The sequence below is a fragment of the Andreprevotia lacus DSM 23236 genome, assembly GCF_900176275.1.
GTDB lineage: Bacteria > Pseudomonadota > Gammaproteobacteria > Burkholderiales > Chitinibacteraceae > Andreprevotia > Andreprevotia lacus.
The window spans coordinates 48,367-69,219 of record NZ_FWXD01000017.1 but is presented as its reverse complement, the minus strand read 5'-3'; the positions used below and the strand labels follow the sequence as shown (position 1 = coordinate 69,219).

General features: G+C 64.1%; 18 protein-coding genes and 1 tRNA gene. 18 read left to right on the top strand and 1 reads right to left on the bottom strand.

Going from position 1 to position 20,853, the window contains the following annotated elements; all coding sequences use genetic code 11:
- The first annotated feature begins 14 nt into the window (after positions 1-14).
- From B9A19_RS14500 to B9A19_RS14485, 4 genes are all read left to right on the top strand, one after another.
- Entirely contained in the window at positions 15-536 is a 522-nt protein-coding gene (locus B9A19_RS14500; protein ID WP_176216948.1) for a MarR family transcriptional regulator, read from the top strand.
- A gap of 73 nt (positions 537-609) precedes the next feature.
- Positions 610-2,058 carry an efflux transporter outer membrane subunit gene (locus B9A19_RS14495; RefSeq protein WP_084091522.1) on the top strand — a complete coding sequence of 483 codons (1,449 nt, stop codon included), beginning with the start codon at positions 610-612 and terminating at the stop codon, positions 2,056-2,058.
- A gap of 37 nt (positions 2,059-2,095) precedes the next feature.
- Positions 2,096-3,250 carry an HlyD family secretion protein gene (locus tag B9A19_RS14490; RefSeq protein WP_084091521.1) on the top strand — a complete coding sequence of 385 codons (1,155 nt, stop codon included), beginning with the start codon at positions 2,096-2,098 and terminating at the stop codon, positions 3,248-3,250.
- A gap of 21 nt (positions 3,251-3,271) precedes the next feature.
- Complete coding sequence (locus tag B9A19_RS14485) at positions 3,272-4,843, top strand: DHA2 family efflux MFS transporter permease subunit (RefSeq protein ID WP_084091520.1); 1,572 nt, start codon at positions 3,272-3,274, stop codon at positions 4,841-4,843.
- Positions 4,844-4,910: 67 nt separating this feature from the next.
- On the opposite strand, the gene B9A19_RS14480 is transcribed toward B9A19_RS14485, so the two are convergent.
- Positions 4,911-5,690, bottom strand: a complete 780-nt coding sequence (locus tag B9A19_RS14480) for an EAL domain-containing protein (protein ID WP_084091519.1) — start codon at positions 5,688-5,690, stop codon at positions 4,911-4,913.
- Positions 5,691-5,874: 184 nt separating this feature from the next.
- On the opposite strand from B9A19_RS14480, the gene B9A19_RS14475 reads away from it, so the two are divergent.
- The 14 genes from B9A19_RS14475 to B9A19_RS14410 all read left to right on the top strand — a co-directional run bounded on the left by B9A19_RS14475 (position 5,875) and on the right by B9A19_RS14410 (position 20,845).
- Positions 5,875-6,606: a glutathione peroxidase gene (locus B9A19_RS14475; protein WP_084091518.1), complete on the top strand. Its 732-nt coding sequence runs from the start codon at positions 5,875-5,877 to the stop codon at positions 6,604-6,606.
- 107 nt (positions 6,607-6,713) lie between these two features.
- Positions 6,714-8,105: a dihydrolipoyl dehydrogenase gene (locus B9A19_RS14470; protein ID WP_084091517.1), complete on the top strand. Its 1,392-nt coding sequence runs from the start codon at positions 6,714-6,716 to the stop codon at positions 8,103-8,105.
- 93 nt (positions 8,106-8,198) lie between these two features.
- Positions 8,199-8,570 carry an STY0301 family protein gene (locus tag B9A19_RS14465; RefSeq protein ID WP_139798858.1) on the top strand — a complete coding sequence of 124 codons (372 nt, stop codon included), beginning with the start codon at positions 8,199-8,201 and terminating at the stop codon, positions 8,568-8,570.
- A 108-nt stretch (positions 8,571-8,678) separates the two neighbouring features.
- Positions 8,679-9,107 carry a hypothetical protein gene (locus tag B9A19_RS14460; RefSeq protein WP_084091515.1) on the top strand — a complete coding sequence of 143 codons (429 nt, stop codon included), beginning with the start codon at positions 8,679-8,681 and terminating at the stop codon, positions 9,105-9,107.
- Positions 9,108-9,318: 211 nt separating this feature from the next.
- Entirely contained in the window at positions 9,319-10,374 is a 1,056-nt protein-coding gene (locus B9A19_RS14455; protein WP_084091514.1) for a hypothetical protein, read from the top strand.
- 70 nt (positions 10,375-10,444) lie between these two features.
- Positions 10,445-11,473, top strand: a complete 1,029-nt coding sequence (locus tag B9A19_RS14450) for a hypothetical protein (RefSeq protein WP_084091513.1) — start codon at positions 10,445-10,447, stop codon at positions 11,471-11,473.
- A 102-nt stretch (positions 11,474-11,575) separates the two neighbouring features.
- A complete protein-coding gene (locus B9A19_RS14445; RefSeq protein ID WP_084091512.1) occupies positions 11,576-12,337 on the top strand; it encodes a sulfite exporter TauE/SafE family protein in 762 nt (253 codons plus the stop codon).
- A gap of 68 nt (positions 12,338-12,405) precedes the next feature.
- Entirely contained in the window at positions 12,406-14,172 is a 1,767-nt protein-coding gene (locus B9A19_RS14440) for an ABC transporter ATP-binding protein (RefSeq protein ID WP_084091511.1), read from the top strand.
- A gap of 23 nt (positions 14,173-14,195) precedes the next feature.
- Complete coding sequence (locus B9A19_RS14435) at positions 14,196-15,596, top strand: hypothetical protein (RefSeq protein ID WP_217807073.1); 1,401 nt, start codon at positions 14,196-14,198, stop codon at positions 15,594-15,596.
- 34 nt (positions 15,597-15,630) lie between these two features.
- A tRNA-Lys gene (locus B9A19_RS14430) sits at positions 15,631-15,702 on the top strand.
- Positions 15,703-15,982: 280 nt separating this feature from the next.
- Positions 15,983-17,410, top strand: a complete 1,428-nt coding sequence (locus tag B9A19_RS14425; protein WP_084091510.1) for a TIGR01777 family oxidoreductase — start codon at positions 15,983-15,985, stop codon at positions 17,408-17,410.
- A 2-nt stretch (positions 17,411-17,412) separates the two neighbouring features.
- Positions 17,413-17,952: a DUF4166 domain-containing protein gene (locus B9A19_RS14420; RefSeq protein ID WP_084091509.1), complete on the top strand. Its 540-nt coding sequence runs from the start codon at positions 17,413-17,415 to the stop codon at positions 17,950-17,952.
- The gene (locus B9A19_RS14415; protein WP_084091508.1) at positions 17,943-18,383 is read left to right on the top strand and encodes an SRPBCC family protein; all 441 of its coding nucleotides are present in this window, start codon (positions 17,943-17,945) and stop codon (positions 18,381-18,383) included. Before B9A19_RS14420 ends, B9A19_RS14415 begins: the two co-directional genes overlap by 10 nt.
- Positions 18,380-20,845 carry a PEP-utilizing enzyme gene (locus tag B9A19_RS14410; RefSeq protein WP_084091507.1) on the top strand — a complete coding sequence of 822 codons (2,466 nt, stop codon included), beginning with the start codon at positions 18,380-18,382 and terminating at the stop codon, positions 20,843-20,845. The genes B9A19_RS14415 and B9A19_RS14410 overlap by 4 nt, the downstream gene beginning before the upstream one ends.
- Positions 20,846-20,853 lie beyond the last annotated feature (8 nt).

The following is a 20,853-nucleotide window of genomic DNA, read 5'->3' as shown; positions in this document are numbered from 1 at the left end:
TGTACTATTTATTCATGAACAAACATTACATCACCCCGGCCAGCTTCAAGTCGACCGAGGACAAAATCGATCAGGTCTGCCAGCGCATGCAGGACCCGGAGGCAGACGCCACCCGGCAGAACGTGCTGCTCACGCACCTGATCAAGCATGTTTACGCCGGCCTGCACGCCCGTATGACCGATGCGCTGCGCGAGCATGACCTCAACCCGGTGAGCTTTACCGCACTGATGATGCTGTTCAGCCAGTGCCATTCAACGCTGAATCCGTCGCAACTGGCCGAGGCCACCGGCGAATCGCGCGCCAACGTTACGCGCATCTGCGACGAACTGGTGGCCAAGGGCCTGCTGGAACGCGCGCCCAATCCGGATGACCGCCGCCGCGTCGACCTGCGTCTGGCCAGCGGTGGCGACGACAACGTGCGCCAACTGTTACCGATTTTGCGCAACCGCGTTCATATGGTGTTCAACACCTTGAACGAAGCCGAGCGCGACACGCTGGAGAGCCTGCTCAAGCGCGTGCTGAGCGAGCTGGAATAGCAAAGCCCTATCAGATATCCCGGGATTGGCCCCAGCCGGTTCCGGCCCCTTTTTTTATCCTGGTGGTTAAAAAATGAATTATTTAAAGATCAATAAATTGCCGTCTGTATTGACGCCACTGGCCATCGCCCTGCTGCTGGCGGCATGTGCGGCCATTCCGCCGGAAAGTGACACGCTGCAGCAACGCGATGCAGCCGGCGTGCAGCTGGCCAGCGGCATCAAGCTGGCGCGCGAAGGCTGGCCGGCCGCACGCTGGTGGACACGTTATGACGATGCCCAGCTCACCGGCCTGATCGATGCTGCGCTGAAAGACGCCCCCAGCCTGGCCACCACCGCAACACGCGTGCGCACTGCCGAAGCCGCCGTCGCCACCCAGCACGCGGCCGATGGCCTGAACGTGACGGCAGATGCCGCCATCAACCGCCAGCGCTACTCGGCCAACGGCATGTTCCCGCCCCCGATCGGCGGCACCTGGTTTACCGATTACTCGGCCACCCTGCGCGCCAGCTATGACTTCGACTTCTGGGGCAAGCACAAGGCGGCGATTGCCGCTGCCGTGGGTGACGTGAACGCCAACCGCGCCGATCTGGCCCAAGCCGAGCAGGTGCTGGCCGCCACGGTGGCGCAGACCTATTACAAGCTGCAGGCCGACTGGGCCCGCCTTGCCGTGCTGCGCGAACAGCGCAGCCAGCAAGTGGCGCTGAACGAGCTGCGCAAGAAGCGCGTTGATCGTGGTCTGGACCCGATCACTACCCGCCAGGCCGCGCAGGGTGATCTTGCCGTCACCGACCGCCAGATCGCCATGCTCGAATCGCAAGCCGGCCAGGACCGCGAAGCACTGCGCGCGCTGATCGGTGGCGATGCCAAGGCACTGGCCGACCTGAAGGCCCGCCCGCTGCCCAAGGCCGATTCGGCCGCACCGGCCTCGCTGGGCTTTGCGCTGCTGGCACACCGTGCCGACCTGCAGGCGGCGCGCTGGCGTGTTGAATCCAATCTGTCGCGCATCGAATCGGCCAAGGCCGCGTTCTATCCGACCATCGAAATCAGCGCCAGCTTCGGCCTTGATTCGATCGACACCAGCAATCTGATCAACTGGGAAAGCCGTGCCGCGTCGTTCATGCCGTCGATCAGCCTGCCCATCTTCGACAGCGGTCGCCTGGCCGCCCAGCTTGGCACACAGCGCGCCAAGCGTGACGAAGCGATTGCCGACTACAACCAGGCACTGGTGAATGCGGTGCGCGACGTGGCGCAACAGATCGTCGCCGCGCAAGGGCTGGAAGCTCAAACCCGCGCGCAAGCCGATGGCCAACGCGCGGCAGATGCCCAGCTCAAGGCCGCCACCGCCCGCCTGAAAACCGGGCTGGTGGACCGCAGCGCGCAAATCCAGGCACAGCTGGCCGTACTGGGCCAGCGTGACCTGGCACTGCAACTGCAGCAGGCCCGCCTCGACACCGACATTGCACTGACCCGCGCACTGGGTGGCGGCTATTCCGCCCCGGCCCAGACCGCAGCCGCCGAATAACACATACAGCGCCATCACCGAGCTACCCGGAGCCAGCATGACTACCGAAACCACCCCGAACAATAATCGTCGCAAGCCGCTGATGCTGGGCGCCACCGCCCTGTTCGTCATCGCCGGCATTGGCTATGCCGCCTATTACACCCAGGTGCTGAGCCAGCGCGAAGAAACCGACAACGCCTATGTGGGCGGCAACACCGTGGCGCTGACCTCGCAGGTCAGCGGCACCATTACCGAAATCCGCGCCGACGAAACCCAATACGTGAAAGCCGGCCAGGACGTGATCAAGCTCGACCCGGCCGATGCGACCGTGTCGCTGCGCCAGGCCGAAGCCAAGCTGGGCGAAACCGTGCGCAGCCTGCGCCAGCAATACGCCAATGCCGAGCAGGTCAATTCCACTCTGGCGCAGAAGAAGGTCGATCTGGCCAAGGCCAAGGACGACCTGGCCCGCCGCGCCCCGCTGCTGGCCGAGCAAGCCGTGTCGGCCGAAGACGTCGATCACGCCAGGCAGGCCGTAGCCTCTGCCCAGGCCGCGCTCGACGCCGCACAGAAGCAATACGAAGCTGCCAGCGCCGGTATCGACGGCGTGAAGCTGACCGATCACCCCAGCGTGCTGGCCGCCAAGGCCAACTATGTGCAGGCATGGCTGGCTGCCCGCCGCAACGCCATCGTGGCACCGGTATCGGGCCAGATTGCCAAGCGCAGCGCGCAAGTGGGCGCACGCGTTACGCCGGGTGCCACGCTGCTGACCATCGTGCCCCTGAACCAGCTGTGGGTGGATGCCAACTTCAAGGAATCCGAGCTGAAGAACATCCGCATCGGCCAGCCGGCCAAAATCGAAGCCGACGTGTACGGCAGCAAGGTCGAGTACACCGGCAAGGTGGTGGGTCTGTCGGCCGGCACGGGCAGCGCGTTCTCGCTGCTGCCGGCACAGAACGCCACCGGCAACTGGATCAAGGTGGTGCAGCGCGTACCGGTGCGCATCCAGCTTGACCCGCAGCAACTGACGGAACACCCGCTGCGCATCGGCTTGTCCACCGTCGTCACCGTTGACACGCACAACCGCGACGGCGCAGTGCTGGCCTCCAACCCGAGCAACGATACCGTGATGGAAACCAAGGCTTTCGAGCAGCCGCTGACCGAGGCCGAAGCCACCGCCGACGCCATCATCGCCAAGAACGCAGGCCACCGCTAAGTCCAGCCGGAGCACCGACTCATGTCTGAAGTTGCAAAAGGGCCGGCGGCCGCGCCGCCGGCCGAGCTGCCGCCGCTGCACGGCGGCAAGCTGGCCCTGCTGACCGTGGCGCTGGCGGTATCGACCTTCATGGAAGTACTCGATACCACCATCGTCAACGTCTCGGTGCCACACATCGCCGGCGACCTCGGCGCATCGGCCAGCCAGGGTACATGGACCATCAGCTCCTACGGTCTGGCCGCTGCCATCGTGGTACCGCTGACCGGCTGGCTTGCGCGCCGCTTTGGCGAAGTGCGCTGCTTTGTCATCTCGGTATGGCTGTTCACCATCATGTCGGCACTGTGCGGCATGGCGGACAGCCTGCACTCGCTGGTGTTCTTCCGCTTCATGCAGGGGCTGGTGTCCGGCCCCATGGTGCCGCTGTCGCAGGCGCTGATGCTGAAGAACTACCCGCCCGAAAAGAAGGGCCTCGCGCTCGCACTATGGGCGATGACGGTAATCGTCGCACCGATCTTCGGCCCCATGCTGGGTGGCTGGATCACCGACAACTATCACTGGCCATGGATTTTCTACATCAACGTCCCGGTGGGCATCCTGGCCGGCTGGCTGGTGATGTCGGGGCTCAAGGGTCGTGAATCCAAGATCACCAAGCAGCCGATCGACACCATCGGCCTGATCCTGCTCTTCGTCGGCGTCGGCAGCCTGCAGCTGGTGCTGGACAACGGCAATGACATGGACTGGTTCTCCAGTCCCTACATCCTGGCGCTGGCCATCATTGCCGTCGTGGCGTTGACCTTCCTGGTGATCTGGGAGCTGACCGATGAACACCCGGCGGTGGACCTGTCGCTGCTCAAGCAGCACAACTTCCGCTATGGCGTGCTGGTGCTGAGCCTGGGCATGTTCTGCTTCTTTGGCAGTACGGTGTTGTTCCCGTTGTGGCTGCAGACGGTGCTGGGCTTCACCGCCACCTGGTCTGGCCTCGCCACCGCACCGGTGGGCGTGCTGGCGTTCTTCCTGTCGCCCATCATCGGCAAGAACATCCAGAAGCTCAATCTGCGCGTGGTGGCGTCGATCTCGTTCGCGGTATTTGGCGCCACCATGTTCTGGTATGCCAGCTTCAACCTCGATACCGCATTCAATCAGGTGATCATTCCGCGTCTGATCCAGGGTATCGGTGTGGCTTGCTTCTTCATCCCGGTGAACCAGATCATCCTGTCCGGCATCCCGCCGGAGAAGCTGGCAGCCGCATCCGGCCTGTCCAACTTCTTCCGCACCATCTCGGGCAGCTTTGCCACGGCCATCATCGTGTTCATGTGGGACCACCGTGCCAGCTTCCACCACGCACGGCTGGCCGAACGCATTACCGGCAGCAGTGCCGCCAGCGCGGACTACGTGAGCAAGCTGCAAAGCCTGGGCCTGTCGGAGAGCGCGTCGTACGGCCGCATTGAGGCAGTGATCAACCAGCAGGCATTTCAGATTGCCACCAGCGAGATGTTCTGGCTGACCGGCATCATCTTCTTCCTGCTGATCTTCTTCGTCTGGCGCACCAAGCCACCGTTCGGCGCAGCAGCGGGCGCGGGCGGCGGACACTGAGTGACGAGCCAGCCACGTCACCCGCGTAGCCGGGGACGTGGCTGGCGCCTCCCTGCCGGACACCAGCTCAGGGCGCTTGCCAGAGCGGCAATCGCTCTACCTCCGGGCGGGCAAACAGATAGCCTTGCATCAACACCACGCCCATATCCTGCAGGGTAGCCCGTTCCTGTTCGGTCTCGATCCCCTCCGCAATCACCTGAATCTGCAAACGCCGGCATACCAGCAGCACGCCGGACACGATGGCCTGCCTGACCGGGCTGGCGTCAATGCCACGCGTCAGCTCCATGTCGATTTTCAGCACATCGGGCTGGAATGTGGCAAGCAGATTCAGCCCCGAGTACCCGGCGCCGAAATCGTCAATTGCAGTGGTAAACCCTTGACGGCGATACGCATCGAAAATGTTGATCAGGTGCTGGCTGTCCGCAACGCGCTCGCCTTCGGTCACCTCGAACATCAGCTGCGCGGACGGCAGCCCGAAGCGTGCAGCGGCCTGCAAGGTGGCCCGGATGCAGGTCTCGGGCCGGTACACCGCGTTGGGCAAGAAGTTGATCGACAGCCGGCATGCCGGACGCTGCGGCAAACCCAGGCCAGCGGCAAGCTCGATCGCCTTCACCCGGCAGGCCTGATCGAAGCGGTAGCGGTTGCCATCATTCACCTTGGCCAGAATCTCGGCTGCGGACTCACCGTGCTCGCCTCTGACCAGTGCTTCGTAGCCGAACGGCTGCCCGCTGCTGACATCCACAATCGGCTGGAATGCCATGGTGAACCCGAACCCCAGCGCGGCCGCATCGCGGCACTGGTCGCATGAAGCCGGCACAAACGGCAAATCAAACTGCGTCGCGGACATCTTTACCCCTCTCTGTCATTGCGATCAGCGCTTCCAGCCTAGTCAATGCGTGCAGGCGGAGCAAACCAATAGATTTTTACAACCAACACAAGAAAAACAATCAATTAGACCAATGATGGCCCGGCCGGGATACTCCGTCCTGTCGCTGCAACGCAGCAAGCCTGAACCCACAAGGAACCACACCATGCTGAACCACAAGGAAGGCCAACGCATCCCCAATGTCACTTTCCGCGTTCGTGAAGACAACGCGTGGAAGGATGTCACCACCGACGAACTGTTTGCCGGCAAGACCGTCGTACTGTTTTCGCTGCCGGGCGCGTTCACCCCGACGTGTTCGTCCACCCATCTGCCGCGCTATAACGAGCTGGCGCCGGTGTTCAAGGCCAACGGCGTCGATGCGATCCTGTGCGTATCGGTCAACGATACCTTCGTGATGAACGAATGGGCCAAGGATCAGGAAGCGCAAAACATCGTGATGATCCCGGACGGCAACGGCGAATTCACCGAGGGCATGGGCATGCTGGTGGACAAGACCAACCTGGGCTTCGGCAAGCGCAGCTGGCGCTACTCGATGCTGGTGAAGGACGGCGTGGTGGAAAAGATGTTCATCGAGCCGGAAAAGGAAGGCGACCCGTTTGAAGTGTCTGACGCCGATACCATGCTGCAGCACATCGCCCCCAAGGCCACGGTGCCGGATCAGGTGGTGGTGTTCAGCAAGGTGGGCTGCCCGCACTGCGCGCGTGCCAAGACCCTGCTGGAGCAGCAAGGCTTTGCCTATGTCGATGTCCCGCTGGACAACAAGATACGCGGCAAGGTACTGGGCGCCGTGTCCGGCGAAATGACCGCGCCGCAGGTGTTCATCAACGGCAAGCTGATTGGCGGCGCCGATGCGCTGGAAAAGTACCTCGTAAAGTAATGCCGTCAGATCGGGCCACCCGCCCGCTGCAGTAGAAGGACGAGATCGTGTTGTGATCCAGCACGATCCAGCCCATCCATTGCCCCGTATCCCGCAAGGAGCACGCCATGAATACATTGCATATCGACGTTGCCGTGATCGGCGCCGGCACGGCCGGGCTCGCCGCCTATCGCGCCGCCAAAGCCGCCGGCCGCAGCGCGGTCATCATCGAAAGCGGCCCGTATGGCACCACCTGTGCCCGTGTCGGCTGCATGCCGTCCAAGCTCTTGATCGCCGCCGCCGAGGCCGCACACGAAGCCCGTCACACGGCCCCCTTCGGCGTGCAGGTGACCGGCGACGTGGTGATTGACGGCGAGGCCGTGATGGCCCGCGTGCGCAGCGAGCGTGATCGTTTCGTCGGCTTCGTGGTGCGCGGCGTGGACAGCATCCCGGCCGGGGACAAGCTGCTGGGCCATGCCCGCTTCATCGACAACACCACCCTGCAGGTGGACGACCACACCGTCATCAAGGCCGGCCGCGTGGTGATTGCCACCGGTTCCAGCCCGGTGATCCCCGATGCGTTCAAGCCGCTGGGCGACCGGCTCATCATCAACGACGATGTGTTCAACTGGCACACCTTGCCGCGCCGCGTGGCCGTATTCGGCCCCGGCGTGATCGGGCTGGAGCTGGGTCAGGCACTGTCGCGCCTCGGCGTGCATGTGCGCGTGTTCGGCGCACGCGGCGGCGTCGGCCCGCTGAGCGATCCGGCCATCCGCGATTACGCCCGCACGGCCTTCCAACAGGAGTTCTACCTTGACCCGCATGCCACCATCGAGCGCCTGTCCAACAATGGCGACGAGGCTCTGATCCGTTACGTGAACCTGGCCGGCGAAAGCGTGACCGAGCATTTCGATTACGTACTGGTCGCCACCGGTCGCGCACCCAACGTGCAGCACCTCGGCCTTGAAAACACCGGCCTGCCGCTGGATGAACGCGGCGTACCGCTGTTCGACCGCGATACCCTGCAGTGCGGCAACAGCCCGGTCTTCATCGCCGGCGACGCCAACAACTATCTGCCGCTGCTGCACGAAGCCGCCGACGAGGGCAAAACCGCCGGCAGCAACGCCGCCAGCTACCCCGACGTGCAACCCGGCCTGCGCCGCGCCACTATCGCCGTGGTATTCAGCGATCCGCAGATCGCCATGGTGGGCAAACGCTTTGCCGACCTCGCTCCCGGCAGTTTCGTCACCGGCGAAGTGAGCTTCGAGGACCAGGGCCGCTCACGCGTGATGCTGAAAAACCGTGGCCTGATGCACGTATATGCCGACAAACAGACCGGCGCGTTCCTCGGCGCCGAATGGCTGGGCCCGCGCGCCGAAAACATCGCCCACACCCTGGCATGGTCGCTGCAAATGGGGCTGACCATCAACGAGATGCTGGACATGCCCTTCTATCACCCGGTGGTGGAAGAAGGGCTGCGCACCGCGTTGCGGGATGCGGCGGCGAAGCTGGCCCAGTAGCTGGCGAATGCGGGCAACGATGTAAGCCGCTTCACTTGCCTGCCGCCAGCGTCGTCCCGACACTGGCGGCTTTCCATTGCGGGGGGCTTGCCGGTGTCCATACGATTCATTCTGCTCTGCAGCCTGCTGACCGCGCCGGCCTTGGCTGCTGCGGCATTGCAATGCCCCGCCTCGCTGCCACAAGGTAACAAGGCAAACATCCTGCGGGATGCCAGTGTGTTGGAAGGTGACCCTGCCCAACATGGCGAGCTGCTGCCGGATAACAATCGCGAATCGGTCTGGACGCTGCCCGAGGCGCAGTGGCGGGATGCGCAGCAAGCAGGACGCGGGCTGTATCTGGTGTGCCGCTATCGCGGCAGCGAGCAGACCGTGCAGCTCGCCCTGCCCATAGGCACGCCGCGCTGTACGCTGACCGCGCACAAAGGCAAGCTGCGTGCTGCCTGCGATGCACCCCGGCCGCGTTGACACCCGCGTATGTCTTTGGCATTTCCACCGTCACGTCCTACCCTGCCATAGCACTTGCCTGAAGCAAGCACACATAACATGCACGTACGCGTGCCACAGGGAGCACATATGGCAGACATTTTCATTGCGGAAGACGAACTGGACGTTGGTAACCGCACCGATACGCTGGTGCACGTCGGCGTCACGAGTTGCTTTACCATCAGTGCAGTCATGCAGCACATGCTGGTCGGCCTGCACGTGGTGCAGTTCGCGGCGGACAACTCCAGCTATCAGCAGCGCCTGCCCGGCCTGCTGGCACAGTTCAACATGCTGGTGGGCGGACAGCCGATCAACCGGCTGATTCTGGTCGCGCCGTTGATGTTCTACGACTACGGCATCGAGCGGCGCATCCGTCAGGGCATACACGGCGCGCCCGCCCCGCTGGTCATCGACATCAGCGACAGCACCGAGCGTGGCAACAATGTGTGCATACGCGGCGGCCAGAACGTGGTGGAGGTGGTGCTGGACGGCAACGTGATCGAGCGCGAGGCCTGGTAAGCGCCTGTCGGCCGTGATCAGCGGGCAGGCCGCATCAGCAACCCGGCCTCGCCGGGTTTGCCTTTCTGCAGCCAGTGAATCGGCAATGGCCTCCATCCGGGTGCGACAGCCTTGCCCGTTGCAGCATGGCTGCAACACCAGCAGGACTTGGTGCGCCCGGCTGGCGCTGCATCGGGTATGGTCGTGGCTCTAGCTGCCCGACTGCCTTGCCATGCTGCTTCTGAAACTGTTCATTCTTTTCCCGCTGATCCTCATCGCCGCCTTGCTGCTGGTGCGTCTGCTACAGGCCCGCCGCCAGCAGCAAGCGCTGCAAGCAATACGGCAACGCCTGCAAACGGCGCACCCGCCGCAGCCGGGCGAGCAGCAGATCACCGTGGACATCTGTACGCCGGCCCATGGCAAACGCCTTTGGCCGCTGCACGACAGCGATGCGGCCGGGGTACTCAATGTCGGCAAAAACGGCTTGCGCTTGCATGCCGAAACGCTGGCCGGCCCGGCCATGGAGCAGTACTTCCCGCGCGATGCGCAGCATATCCGCTGGCTGGGCCGCCATGGCCTGCGCCAGCTGGATCGCTACTGGCTGCTGTTGGGCAATGGTGAAGTCTTGCGGGTACGCCCGGCGGGTGGTGTGAAGATGGCCGCGCAAAGCAGCCCCAGCCTCTATCGTGCCTTGCTGGGCGATGCCACACCTGCCAGCGTTGCAGTGGCGGGCTTTGCGCTGGAGAGCAACCCTGCTGCGCAAAGGGTGACCACTGCATTTGCAGTGCTCGGGCTTTATGCCCTGTGGCAACTGGTACTGGCGCCGCGCTGGGTGCTGTTGCACCCGGGCAAACCGTTATTGCTGGCCGCGCTCGCCCTGCCCGCCTTGCTGGGTGCCGGCCTCGCCTTGCGCGCCCTGCTGCGCGATCAGGTCCCCAAGGGTGCTGCTGCGCTACTGAGCGTGCTGTTGTTTGGCAGTCTGCTGGCGGGTGGTCTGGCCGGGCTGCTGCAACTTGATCGCATACTCGCCACACCGCAACGCCACGCCTATGCCATGCAGCAGACTGATTACTTCCGGGCTGCCGGCCTGCCCGATCTGGATTTGCGCAGCACCCGGGGCTACTGGGCGCCCTGCCCCAAGGGGCACACGGAGCAATTCACGCTGGCGCACGGGCCACTGGGCTTCTGGCAGCTCGACAGCGACAGCTATGCCGATGCAGTGCAGTTCTATCAACGTGCGCAGTTGATGGCGCAGGCCACGGGCACCATGACGCGCGTATGCAACTGATGCGCAGAACCAACAGCAAACTTGCGCCATCCGTCATATGATCGATGCATTCCAGCCCTGAAGCACCACCATGCCGATCAAACTGCTTTTGCTGTTCAATGTATTTGTCGTGCTGGGCCTGCTTGCACTGTTCGTGGTGCTGATGCGCAGGGTGAGCCAGCTCAAGGCGGCACAACAGCGTGTGATCGAGCAACTGGCGCTGGGGCCGGACGAGCAGTGGCATCGCGTCAATATCGCCACGACAGCGCAGTTCAAAAACCTGTTCAAGATGCAGGGCTTTGGCGCCAAGGGCGTGGCCGTCATCGGCAAGGAAGGCGTCCGACTGCTGGCCGAGGGCCCTGGTGGCGTAAAAATCGACCGCCAGTTTGCGCTGGATCCTGCGCAAATCCGCTGGTGGGGCAATCACGGGCTGGGCAGCTCCAACCTGCACTGGCTGCAATTCGGCACCAGCGATGCCCTGATGGTCAGCGCCGATACCGGCATGAATGCGCTGCAGTCGCGCGAAGCCACCGCCGACCTGTACCGCCGCCTGCTCGGCAATGCCGCGCCGCCGCAAGAGGCCCTGCGTGATTTCGCGCTGGACAAGAACCCGGCCTCGCGCGCGGTGCTCGCCATACTGGCGCTGGTTGCGGCCTATGCCGTGATCGACGGGGGCTTTGCCAACCAGATGCGTCTGATTCAGCCCAGACTGCCCACCTTGCTGCTGCTGTCGTATCCGCTGTCCATTGCGGTGGCCATACTGGTTTACCGCTGGCTCAGCCGCGCCAATGTGCCCAGCCGCGAATCGATCCTGCTGTGCATGCTGCTTGGCGCGGCCTGCAGCGGCGCCTGGGTACCCGCAGCCAAACGGCTGGATCAGGCCCTGGCTGGCCCTGCCGCGAGCTACGCCTACAAGCTGCAGGATGAGGCAACACTGCAGCCGGTAGATACCACGCTGCCACAGCTCAAGTTCAAGCGTGAAGCCGCCTACTGGAAGCAGTTCGAGACCGGCAGCACGCACCAGTTCCAGCTTGTGCACGGCCCGCTGGGCCTGTGGCAGCTGGATACCCGCGAACTGAACAACAAAACGCGTGAGTTCTACCGCAATCGCGACGACTAGCAGCAAGGCGAACCACAGCCCTGCTGGCACGGCCACGCCGATTGCCTCGCCTGAGCTGCTGCAAGCCGCTATGCTGCGCGCTTTGCTTGCCGGCCAACACCCATGCTAGACGCCATTCTGCTCTTCGCGGTCTCGCTCGTCGCCAACACCCTGTCTGCACTGGCCGGCGGCGGTGCTGGCTTGCTGCAGCTGCCCATCCTGCTCTTCCTTGGTCTGCCGTTCGGCGTGGCGCTGGCCACGCACAAGCTGGCTTCGGTGGCGCTGGGCGTGGGCGCGACGGCCAAGCATTTGCGTGCCGGCACGCTGGACTGGCGCTTTTCCGGCTTCATTCTGGCTTGCGGCTTGCCCGGCGTGGTGCTGGGCTCGGTACTGATCCTGCAAGTGCCGCCGCATGCGGCGCTGTGGGCACTGGCGCTGCTGACCATGGGCCTGTCGATCCAGTCCATGCTGTCACCGCAGCTCGGGCAAACCGCCAACCCGCGCAACCGCAGCGGCAGCAGTTTCTGGCTGGGCGGTGCCATGCTGTTCGTGATCGGCGCACTCAATGGCTCGCTCACCAGCGGCACCGGGCTGTTCGTCACCCTGCTGCTGGTGCGCTGGTACGGGCTGGAATACAAATCTGCCGTGGCCTATACGCTGGTGCTGGTGGGCCTGTTCTGGAACGGCACCGGCGCGCTGGCGCTGGCCTTCCAGGCCGGCATCTACTGGCCGTGGGTGCCGGTGCTGCTGGCTGCATCGGTCATCGGCGGCTATCTGGGTGCGCACTGGGCACTGGTAAAGGGCAACCGGCTGATCAAGCGCATGTTCGAGGGGGTCACCCTGCTGACCGGGCTGTCGCTGCTCTACAAAGCGCTGATGCTGTAGCCGGGCACAGCAAGACGGCTTGCGCATTTTCGGGCATATTGTCGCAGCCCTTATAACCGAATGCCGCCATGTCCCCGCTCGCCAAACTGTTCGAACACGCGCGCCAGTATCGGCGCAGCGCCATCCTCGCCAGCATTTATTCCGCACTGAACAAGTTCTTCGATGTGCTGCCCGAGGTCTTGATCGGCGTGGCGGTCGACGTGGTGGTCAGCAAGCAGGATTCCTTCCTCGCCAAGCTGGGCGTGGTCGATACACAAAGCCAGCTGATCTGGCTGGGTGTGCTGACGGTGCTGATCTGGGGTGGCGAATCGCTGTTCCAGTACCTGTATTCGGTGGAATGGCGCGATCTGGCGCAAAACCTGCAGCACAAGCTGCGCCAGGAAGCCTATGCCCATGTGCAGAAGCTGGAGCTGGGCTGGTTCGAGAACCGCTCCAGCGGCAATCTGCTGGCGGTGATGAATGACGACATCAACCAGATGGAGCGTTTTCTCAACACCGGTGCCAACGCCATCCTGCAGATCGTCTGCTCGTCCATCCTGATTTCCATCGTGTTCTTTGCGCTGGCGCCCAAGCTGGCGTTGATCTCGCTACTGCCGGTGCCGCTCATCCTGTGGGGCACGTTCTGGTTCCAGAACCGGCTGGCGCCGCGCTATGCCGAGGTGCGCGAGGCAGCCGGGCAGATCAATGGCCGGCTCAACAACAATCTGTATGGCATCGCCACCATCAAGAGCTACGCCGCCGAGGATTTCGAAGCCGCGCATGTCGAGGCGGCCAGCCAGAACTATGTGCAGACCAATGCCGCAGCCATCCGCCTGTCCAGCGCCATCACCCCAGTGATCCGCATGGCCATCCTGGCCGGCTTCGTCGTGACCTTGGTCTACGGCGGCTGGATGGCGCTGCACGGGCAGATCGCCGTCGGCAGCTACAGCGTGCTGGTCTACCTGACCCAGCGGCTGCTGTGGCCGTTTACCGGCCTGGCCGAGATTGCCGATCTGTGCCAGCGCTCGATGGCGTCCATCGACCGGGTGCTGGCGCTGCTCAACACACCCATCGGCATCCCCTACGCTGGCGCCGCCTTGCCGCGCGCGCAAGTGGCTGGCGAGGTGGTGTTCGACAACATCGGCTTCAGCTACGACGGCGTGCATGCCACGCTCACCGACATCAACCTGACCTTGCCAGCCGGCAAGACGGTCGGCTTTGTCGGCAGTACCGGCTCGGGCAAGAGCACGCTGATCAAGCTGCTGCTGCGTTTTTACCTGCCGCAGCACGGCCGCGTGCGGGTGGATGGGCGCGACGTTGCCGAATTCGACCTGCAGGACCTGCGCCGCAGCATCGGCTATGTGGCGCAAGAACCCTTCCTCACCGATGGTAGCGTAGCGGACAATATCGGCTACGGCATGCCGCACGCCACCCGCGCGCAGATCGAAGCTGCCGGCAAAGCGGCAGAAGCGCACGACTTCATCACCCGGCTGCCGCAAGGCTACGACACCCCTGTGGGCGAACGCGGCCAGAAGCTGTCCGGCGGGCAGCGACAACGCATCGCGCTGGCGCGCGCCATCCTCAAAGACCCGGCCATCCTGGTGCTGGACGAAGCCACCAGCGCGGTCGACAACGAAACCGAAGCGGCCATCCAGCGCTCGCTGGCCCAGGTGGCACGCGGCCGCACCACCTTGGTGATCGCCCACCGCCTGTCCACCGTGCGCCACGCTAACGTGATCCACGTGCTGGAACACGGCCGCATCGTCGAATCCGGCACGCATGATGCACTGCTGGTCGCCAATGGCAGCTATGCGGCGCTGTGGCGGCTGCAAACGGGTGAGAGCGTGACCCTGTAATATCTTGGAGCTGATTTCCGCCGATGTGGTTTGGCAAAAGCGAAGTGCCTGTTAAGTTGCAGCAACAACTCGTCCGTCCGGGTAGCCAAAGAATGAACCGACTTGAACCACTTTTTGAGTCCTTGCAGCGCCGACCTCGCCCCGAAGATGTGGCTGAGCTGGTGCTCGAAGCGCTTGGCGAAACATTGCGGCCACAAGAGAAAGCACTACTGGAAAAAGTTGCAGCAACCTCATTCAAACGTGGCCTGCATCAATTCAGCTCGATGCTTGAGGAGTTTCAACGTCCGGTACCACCAAGCGCGCAGACAGCCAAAGCTGCGGAGCTTTTTCAGGAAATACCGAAGCTGTCCACCGAGGCATCTGCCGATCCTGATCAAGTCGCGGCATTGATCGCACAGCTCTCCGCAACATTGTGCAAGACCGTTGGCGCAAACGACTTCAAGGCAGATAGGCTCAACGAAGAACAGCGCAAGCTGGCTGGCCTGGATATTTCCAAGCGGCGCTATAACAAGCTGTTCCGTTTTTTGCTGCGTTTTGAACGCAAGCTCGCGTGCTACCAAATGGAGCAGCGCAAATATGCTGCGACACGGATTGCCAAGGCCGGACTGGTGACCTTGATTCGGTGGGAGGATTTTTGTACATCGCCGGACGCAGCCTGTTTCATTGCTTACTATGCAGCAGCCCGGAATCGGCGAAGCATATTTACCAATCAAGGCCAAGCGTCCGCATATGATGAAGTGGCCGCCATGTTGCTAAATCGCTTCCGGCAAGCACCCGTTGCACCAAGCTGGTATGCCATTGCGCAAATCATGCCTGATCCCGATGTGGTTGCTCATCTCGAAAACACCGAAAAGTGGACGCTATTTACAGACTATCTGGCGCAATTGGAAGAAATTTCCTCATTGCTGCAAGTCACGTGGCAAAAAAGCAATTTCAACCGTGACAGCATGATAGTGAAGCGAGGTGATGACTCCACCACATGGAATGCCTTGGCCGGGGCATGGAACACGGTACGTTCGGGATGGCTATCGCTTGCCTATGCTTTGGGCATGGAACAGCTGGTCAATGAGGTTTGCCTCGGGAAAGTCATGCGCCTGATGGCTGCGGATGTGGCTGCCTGGCATCGCCTCAGCGGCGGGTCACTAGACCCGGATACTGCCGTTTGGGCCGCCTTGCCCGCGCCTTGGGATGTTCTTTCCGGGCAAGCAATATGTACCAAGGTTGATGTTGAAACCACCTGCAAACAGCATGGTGTCGATCCAGTAGCAAAAGGGTGGATAGCGCCAAAAGAAACCCGCCAGTCAGCGCCATTCATACCGACCCCAGAACTGGTCCACGGCGTTGCAGTCGGCCACCCGGCGCTGGCCGCAGCAATGAAGAGGGCTGGCTGGTTTTCTGGCAAAACAACAAGTCGCCACCCTTGACGATCAGCGCTTATCCATAGACAGTGGCTAGGTCCTCGAAATAGCTCAGTGGTAGAGCGGCCGGCTCTTAACCGGCTGGACGCAGGTTCGAGCCCTGCTTTCGAGGACACTTCAGTCCGAAATCATCAAGCGCCCTCCCCAAGTTTATTGCTCGTACCGACGCAAGTCAGAGCACTTCCATGTGCAGACACTTCACCGTGTAGCTGTGCAAATCAGCTATTGCTCGCTCAGTTTCCAATAAGAACATCGTTGCAAAACCAACCACAACCGCCTCTCAGGCCAAGCAGCGTGCTCATGACATCTTTTATTTCTGTACAAACAGAAATTACAGAATAAAATAGGATCATCTGCGCAACGCCGTGCCCCGGCACGGAAGGGAGGACATCATGGACGTGGTACTGGCACTGTTGCTGTTGCAGGGGGTGATGGGCGGCTTCGATACCTTCTATCACCACGAGCTGACCGTGGCGCTGCCGCGCCAGCCGTCGGCGCGGCGCGAGCTGGCCATCCATGCGGTGCGTGCGCTGCTGTATGGCGTGGTTTTCGGCGGGCTGGCGTGGCTGGAATGGCATGGCGCGTGGCTGCCGGTGCTGGCCGGGCTGGTCGGCATCGAGGTCGGGCTGACCTTGTGGGACTTCGTGGTGGAGGACAACTCGCGCAAGCTGCCGGCCAGCGAGCGCGTGTTGCATACGGTATTGGCCATCAACGGCGGGGCAGTGTTCGGCTTGCTGGCCGTGCATGCGGCGCTGTACTGGTGGCCACAGCCCACCGCGTTGCAATGGCATGACTATGGCTGGATCAGCCGGGTGCTGAGCGTGTTCGCCATCGGCGTGGCGCTGTCCGGCGTACGTGATGGCTGGGCGGCACTGCAACTGGGGCGAGTGCAGCCGTCAGCACCCAATGCCTTTGTCGGCCCGCACCGGCGTGTGCTGGTGACCGGTGGCACCGGCTTTATCGGTGCCGAGGTGGTGCGCCAGTTGCTGGATGCCGGGCATGAAGTCACGGTGCTGAGCCGCGACCCGCTGCGCGTGGCGTACCAGTTTGGCGGCCAGGTGCGTTGCGTGCGCGGCGTGGCCGGGCTGCCACGCAGCTGGGTGTTCGATGCCGTCATCAATCTGGCCGGCGCACCGGTGGTGGGCGGGCGCTGGACCGCGGCACGCAAGGCCGCGCTGATGCGCAGCCGCGCCGGGCTGACCGATGCGCTGGTGGACTGGATACACGCGGCAGATCGCCGCCCTGCGGTGCTGGTCAATGCCTCGGCCATCGGTTATTACGGCGACCGGCCGGATGGCGTCGCACTGGATGAAACCGCCCCGGCGGCCGACGAGTTCATGGGCGAGCTGTGCCAGCGCTGGGAGGCCAGCGCCGCGCGCGTGGACGACATGAACCTGCGCCGCGTGGTACTGCGGCTGGGGCTGGTGTTCGGCCCCGGTGGCTCGCTGCCCATGCTGCTGCTGCCGTTCCGCCTTGGCCTGGGTGGCCGCATGGGCAACGGCCGGCAGGTAATGAGCTGGATACACCGCGACGACGTGGTGGCGCTGATCGCCCGCGCGCTGTTCGACCCCACCATGCAGGGTGCCTACAACGCCGTCAGCCCGGATGCGCAACCGCAGGCCGAGTTCGCCCGCACCGCTGCGCGCGTGCTGCACCGCCCGGCGCTGCTGCCGGTGCCGGCCGCGCCGATACGCTGGCTGGCCGGTGAAATGGCGCTGCTGTTCGTTGGTGGCCAGCGCGTGGTCCCGCGCCGGCTGCAGGAAAGCGGCTTTGCCTTTCGCTACCCCACTCTTGAAGCCGCACTGCGCGCGGAGGCCTGATCATGAGCACACTCTATGAACGCGTACTCGGTGCCGACTACCCAAGGCTGGCACCGCTGCTGCAAAAACTGCACCGCGAACACGAGCAGCATTGGCAGGGCGAAGCCGACGTGCGCTGGGCCAGCCAGCGCTGGCTGCGCGTGCTGCTGTGGCTGGGCCGCCTGCCGGCCGAGGGCACCAGGCAGCCTTGCAGCATCACATTGCGCGAGCGGGGCAAGCGGGAGCTGTGGCAGCGCAGCTTTGGCCAGCGCCGCATGGCATCGACCCAGCATGCCGACGGTGACACGCTGTACGAATCATTCGGCCCCTTCCGCCTGCAACTGGCCAGCACGCGCCACCGCACTACGCTGGAACAGCACAGCGTGGCCACGCGCATGCTGGGCATGCGCCTGCCGGCCCGCTGGGCGCTGCGCGTGCAGGCCATCGAGCGCGAATACGATGGCCGCCTGCATTTTGACGTGCGCATCGGCATCGGCCCGGCGCTGGACCTGCTGCACTATCAGGGCTGGCTACTGCCGGCAGGCGGTGCGCCATGCCGGTAATCGACACCCGCTGCAGCATTGCCGTACCGGCGGCACAGGCCTATGCCGCGTCACAAAGCCACCAGCACCGCCGCAGCTGGGACCCGTTCACACGGTGCGCCCGCTATCTGCACGGCGCGCAACGCGAAGCAGCCGGGGTGCAGGTACGCATCACCAGCTGGCTGGGCATGCAGATGGAAGTGGCCTACGTGTCCGTCAAACCGGGCGAGCGCGCCGCCATCAGCATGACGCGCGGCCCGTTCTTCCTGCAGTCTTTTGCCGGCAGCTGGGTGTTCCACCCGGCGGGAGAGCACGGCTGCGAGGCACGCTTTCGCTACCACATCAGCGCGCAGCCCTGGCTGCGCTGGCTGGAGCCGCTGATGCTGCGCTATTTCCATTTTGAAACCACCCGGCGGCTGCGGGCGCTGCGCCGCCATTGCGAACGCCCATGATGCAAACCACGCTGTACCTGCTGGGCGGCAACGGCAGCTGTGCCCGCTGGTGGCAGGATGCACTGCCGCACTTCCAGCAATACCAGGCGCAAGCGGTCGAGCTGCCCGGCTTTGGCGACAATCCGGCGCCGCCCTGCCAGAGTCTGGCCGAGCTGGCCGATGCCCTGCTGGCGCAGACCCAAGCCGGCAGCGCGATTTACGCCGTCGGCGCCAATGCGCTGGTGGTGCTGCATGCCACGGTCAAAGCGCCGCATCATTTCAGCCGTATCGTGCTGCAATCGCCGGTCGGCGCCTTCCTGTGGACTCGCCGTCTGCCGCGCTTGATGCGCTGGCAACCCTTGCGCCGGCTGGCGCACCGGGTCTTGGCCCACCAGCCGCAGTGGCGCGCGCACCAGTTCAGCCGCCAATCATGGCCAGCCGAACGCTACCGCCTGATTGCCGACGGTTACCGCCACTGTCGCGCGTTCCTGCCCTATTGGGACATCGTGCAGCCCGAAAGCGCGTTGCAGTTGTTCGACCGCATCACCCGCCCCATCGAGCTGGTGTGGGGCGGCGCAGACGGCGTGATTGCCTGGCAACAAGCTGCCGCGTGGGAGGCCATACTGTGCCGCGCCGATCTGGCCATCACCTTGCAGCCAGACTGGGGACATTACCCGTGGCTGGATGATGCGGCCGGCTTTGCTGCATGGCTGGAGCAGCGCGGCGCGCAGCAAGCATCCTTCCCGGCGCACGGCAAGGCCGGCCGCTTGCAACTGGCCGAGCTGGCCGGCCTGCCGGTGCCGGCACGCATGACGGCACGGCAGGCAGATGACCCCGCCATTGCCCTGCTGCTGGCGCAACACCCCCACGCGCTGTGGGCCGTGCGCTCATCCGGCGCGCACGAAGATCAGGCCGATTGCGCCAACGCCGGGCTGACGCGCAGCCTGTTGCGCGTGGCCGCTGCCGACGTGCCGGGGGTGGTGCAATCGCTGCTCGATGACGGCATCGGCGAGGTGGTGGTGCAGCGCTTCGTCGAACCCGTGGTATCGGGCATCGCCTTTGCCCGGCATCTGGCGGTGGAGGTGGAATGGGTAAGCGGGCACCTGTCCGCGCTGGCCGATGGCGTAGCCACACCGCAACGCGCGGTACGCTCGCGGCTGGGCGGCGACTGGAATCAGGGCGAGCTGGCCCCCGGCCATGGACTAAGCGGGCAGCGGCTGTGGGATTTTCTGCAGCAGGTGGTGCGCACCTTCCACTATGCACAGCTGGATATCGAATGGGCGTGGGATGGCAGGCAGCTGCACTTGCTGCAGGCACGGCCGGTGACGGTTTACCCGTGGCGGCGGCAACTGACTGCGGCCAATATCGGCGAGATACTGCCGCCGCAGCCCAGCCGGCTGATCGAGCGCGCGCAACGCCATGCCGCCGCCAGCATTCCGGCCATCTGGGCACGCTGGGACAGCCGTGTGCTGGCCGACAACGAGCCCTTCACCGCCGTGCATGGTGATGCCAGCTATATCAACAGCGATCTGTTCCTGGCCCGGTTGGCCGATTGGGGCCTGCCGTCCAGCGGCTATGCCGGCGAGATCGGCGGTGCCGCGCCCAGCCTGCCCCTGCGGCCATGGCGGGTGCTGCACAACGGCCCGCGCCTGCTGCGCATGTTGTGGCGCAGCCGCGCTGCACTGCAGGAATTACCCGCCGGCCTGCAACGCTTCGACGCCGAGCTGCAGGTACTGCAAGCCAGCGGCGCCGACGGCCAATTGCTGGCCGACTGGCTGTGCCGCTTCTATCTGTTCACCGTACAGGGCAACCTGTGCATCGCCGCAGCCATTGCCACCAGTGGCGGCGCGGCGCTTGGCCAGCCGGCCACCTGCTATCGCGCCCCCGAATCTGCGCCGCACCGCTTGCCGTTTGAAAGCGATCCGGCCACACCGCGCCCTGCCGTCGCGCCACTGCCGCTCACCGCAATACCTTCGGCACAAGGCGCGCTCGGCCTGGCGTTCCGCTGCGGGCTGCCCGGCGTGCGTGGCTATTGCATCGCCGTGCGTGAATGGTATCGCGACAATCTGATGCGCATCTTCCATCGCCTGCATCAGGCCATGCCGGCAGCAGAGCGGCCGCACTGGTTTGCACCGCACCCGGCAGCCCGCAGCCGCAACGACAGCTTCTGGCAGGACGGCAGCGGCGGGCAGGGGCAACAGCATGGCTTCGTCATCGTGCCGGGGCTGGTGGAAGGTCGTGTCGGCCGCGAGATCCTGATCGTCGACACATTGGACCCTGGCCAGCACGCGCAATATCGCGCCGCCAGCGCGGTCATCGCGCGCAGTGGTGGCAAGCTCTCACACGGTGCAACCTTGCTGCGCGAGCTGGGCCGGCCCTCGGCGGTAATGCCGCAGACGGCAGCATTCCAGGCTGGCGAGCTGGTGCGCTTTCACGATGGCGCACTGCACACAATCGACACTGCAACGGTCACGGCTGGCTGATAGACTCG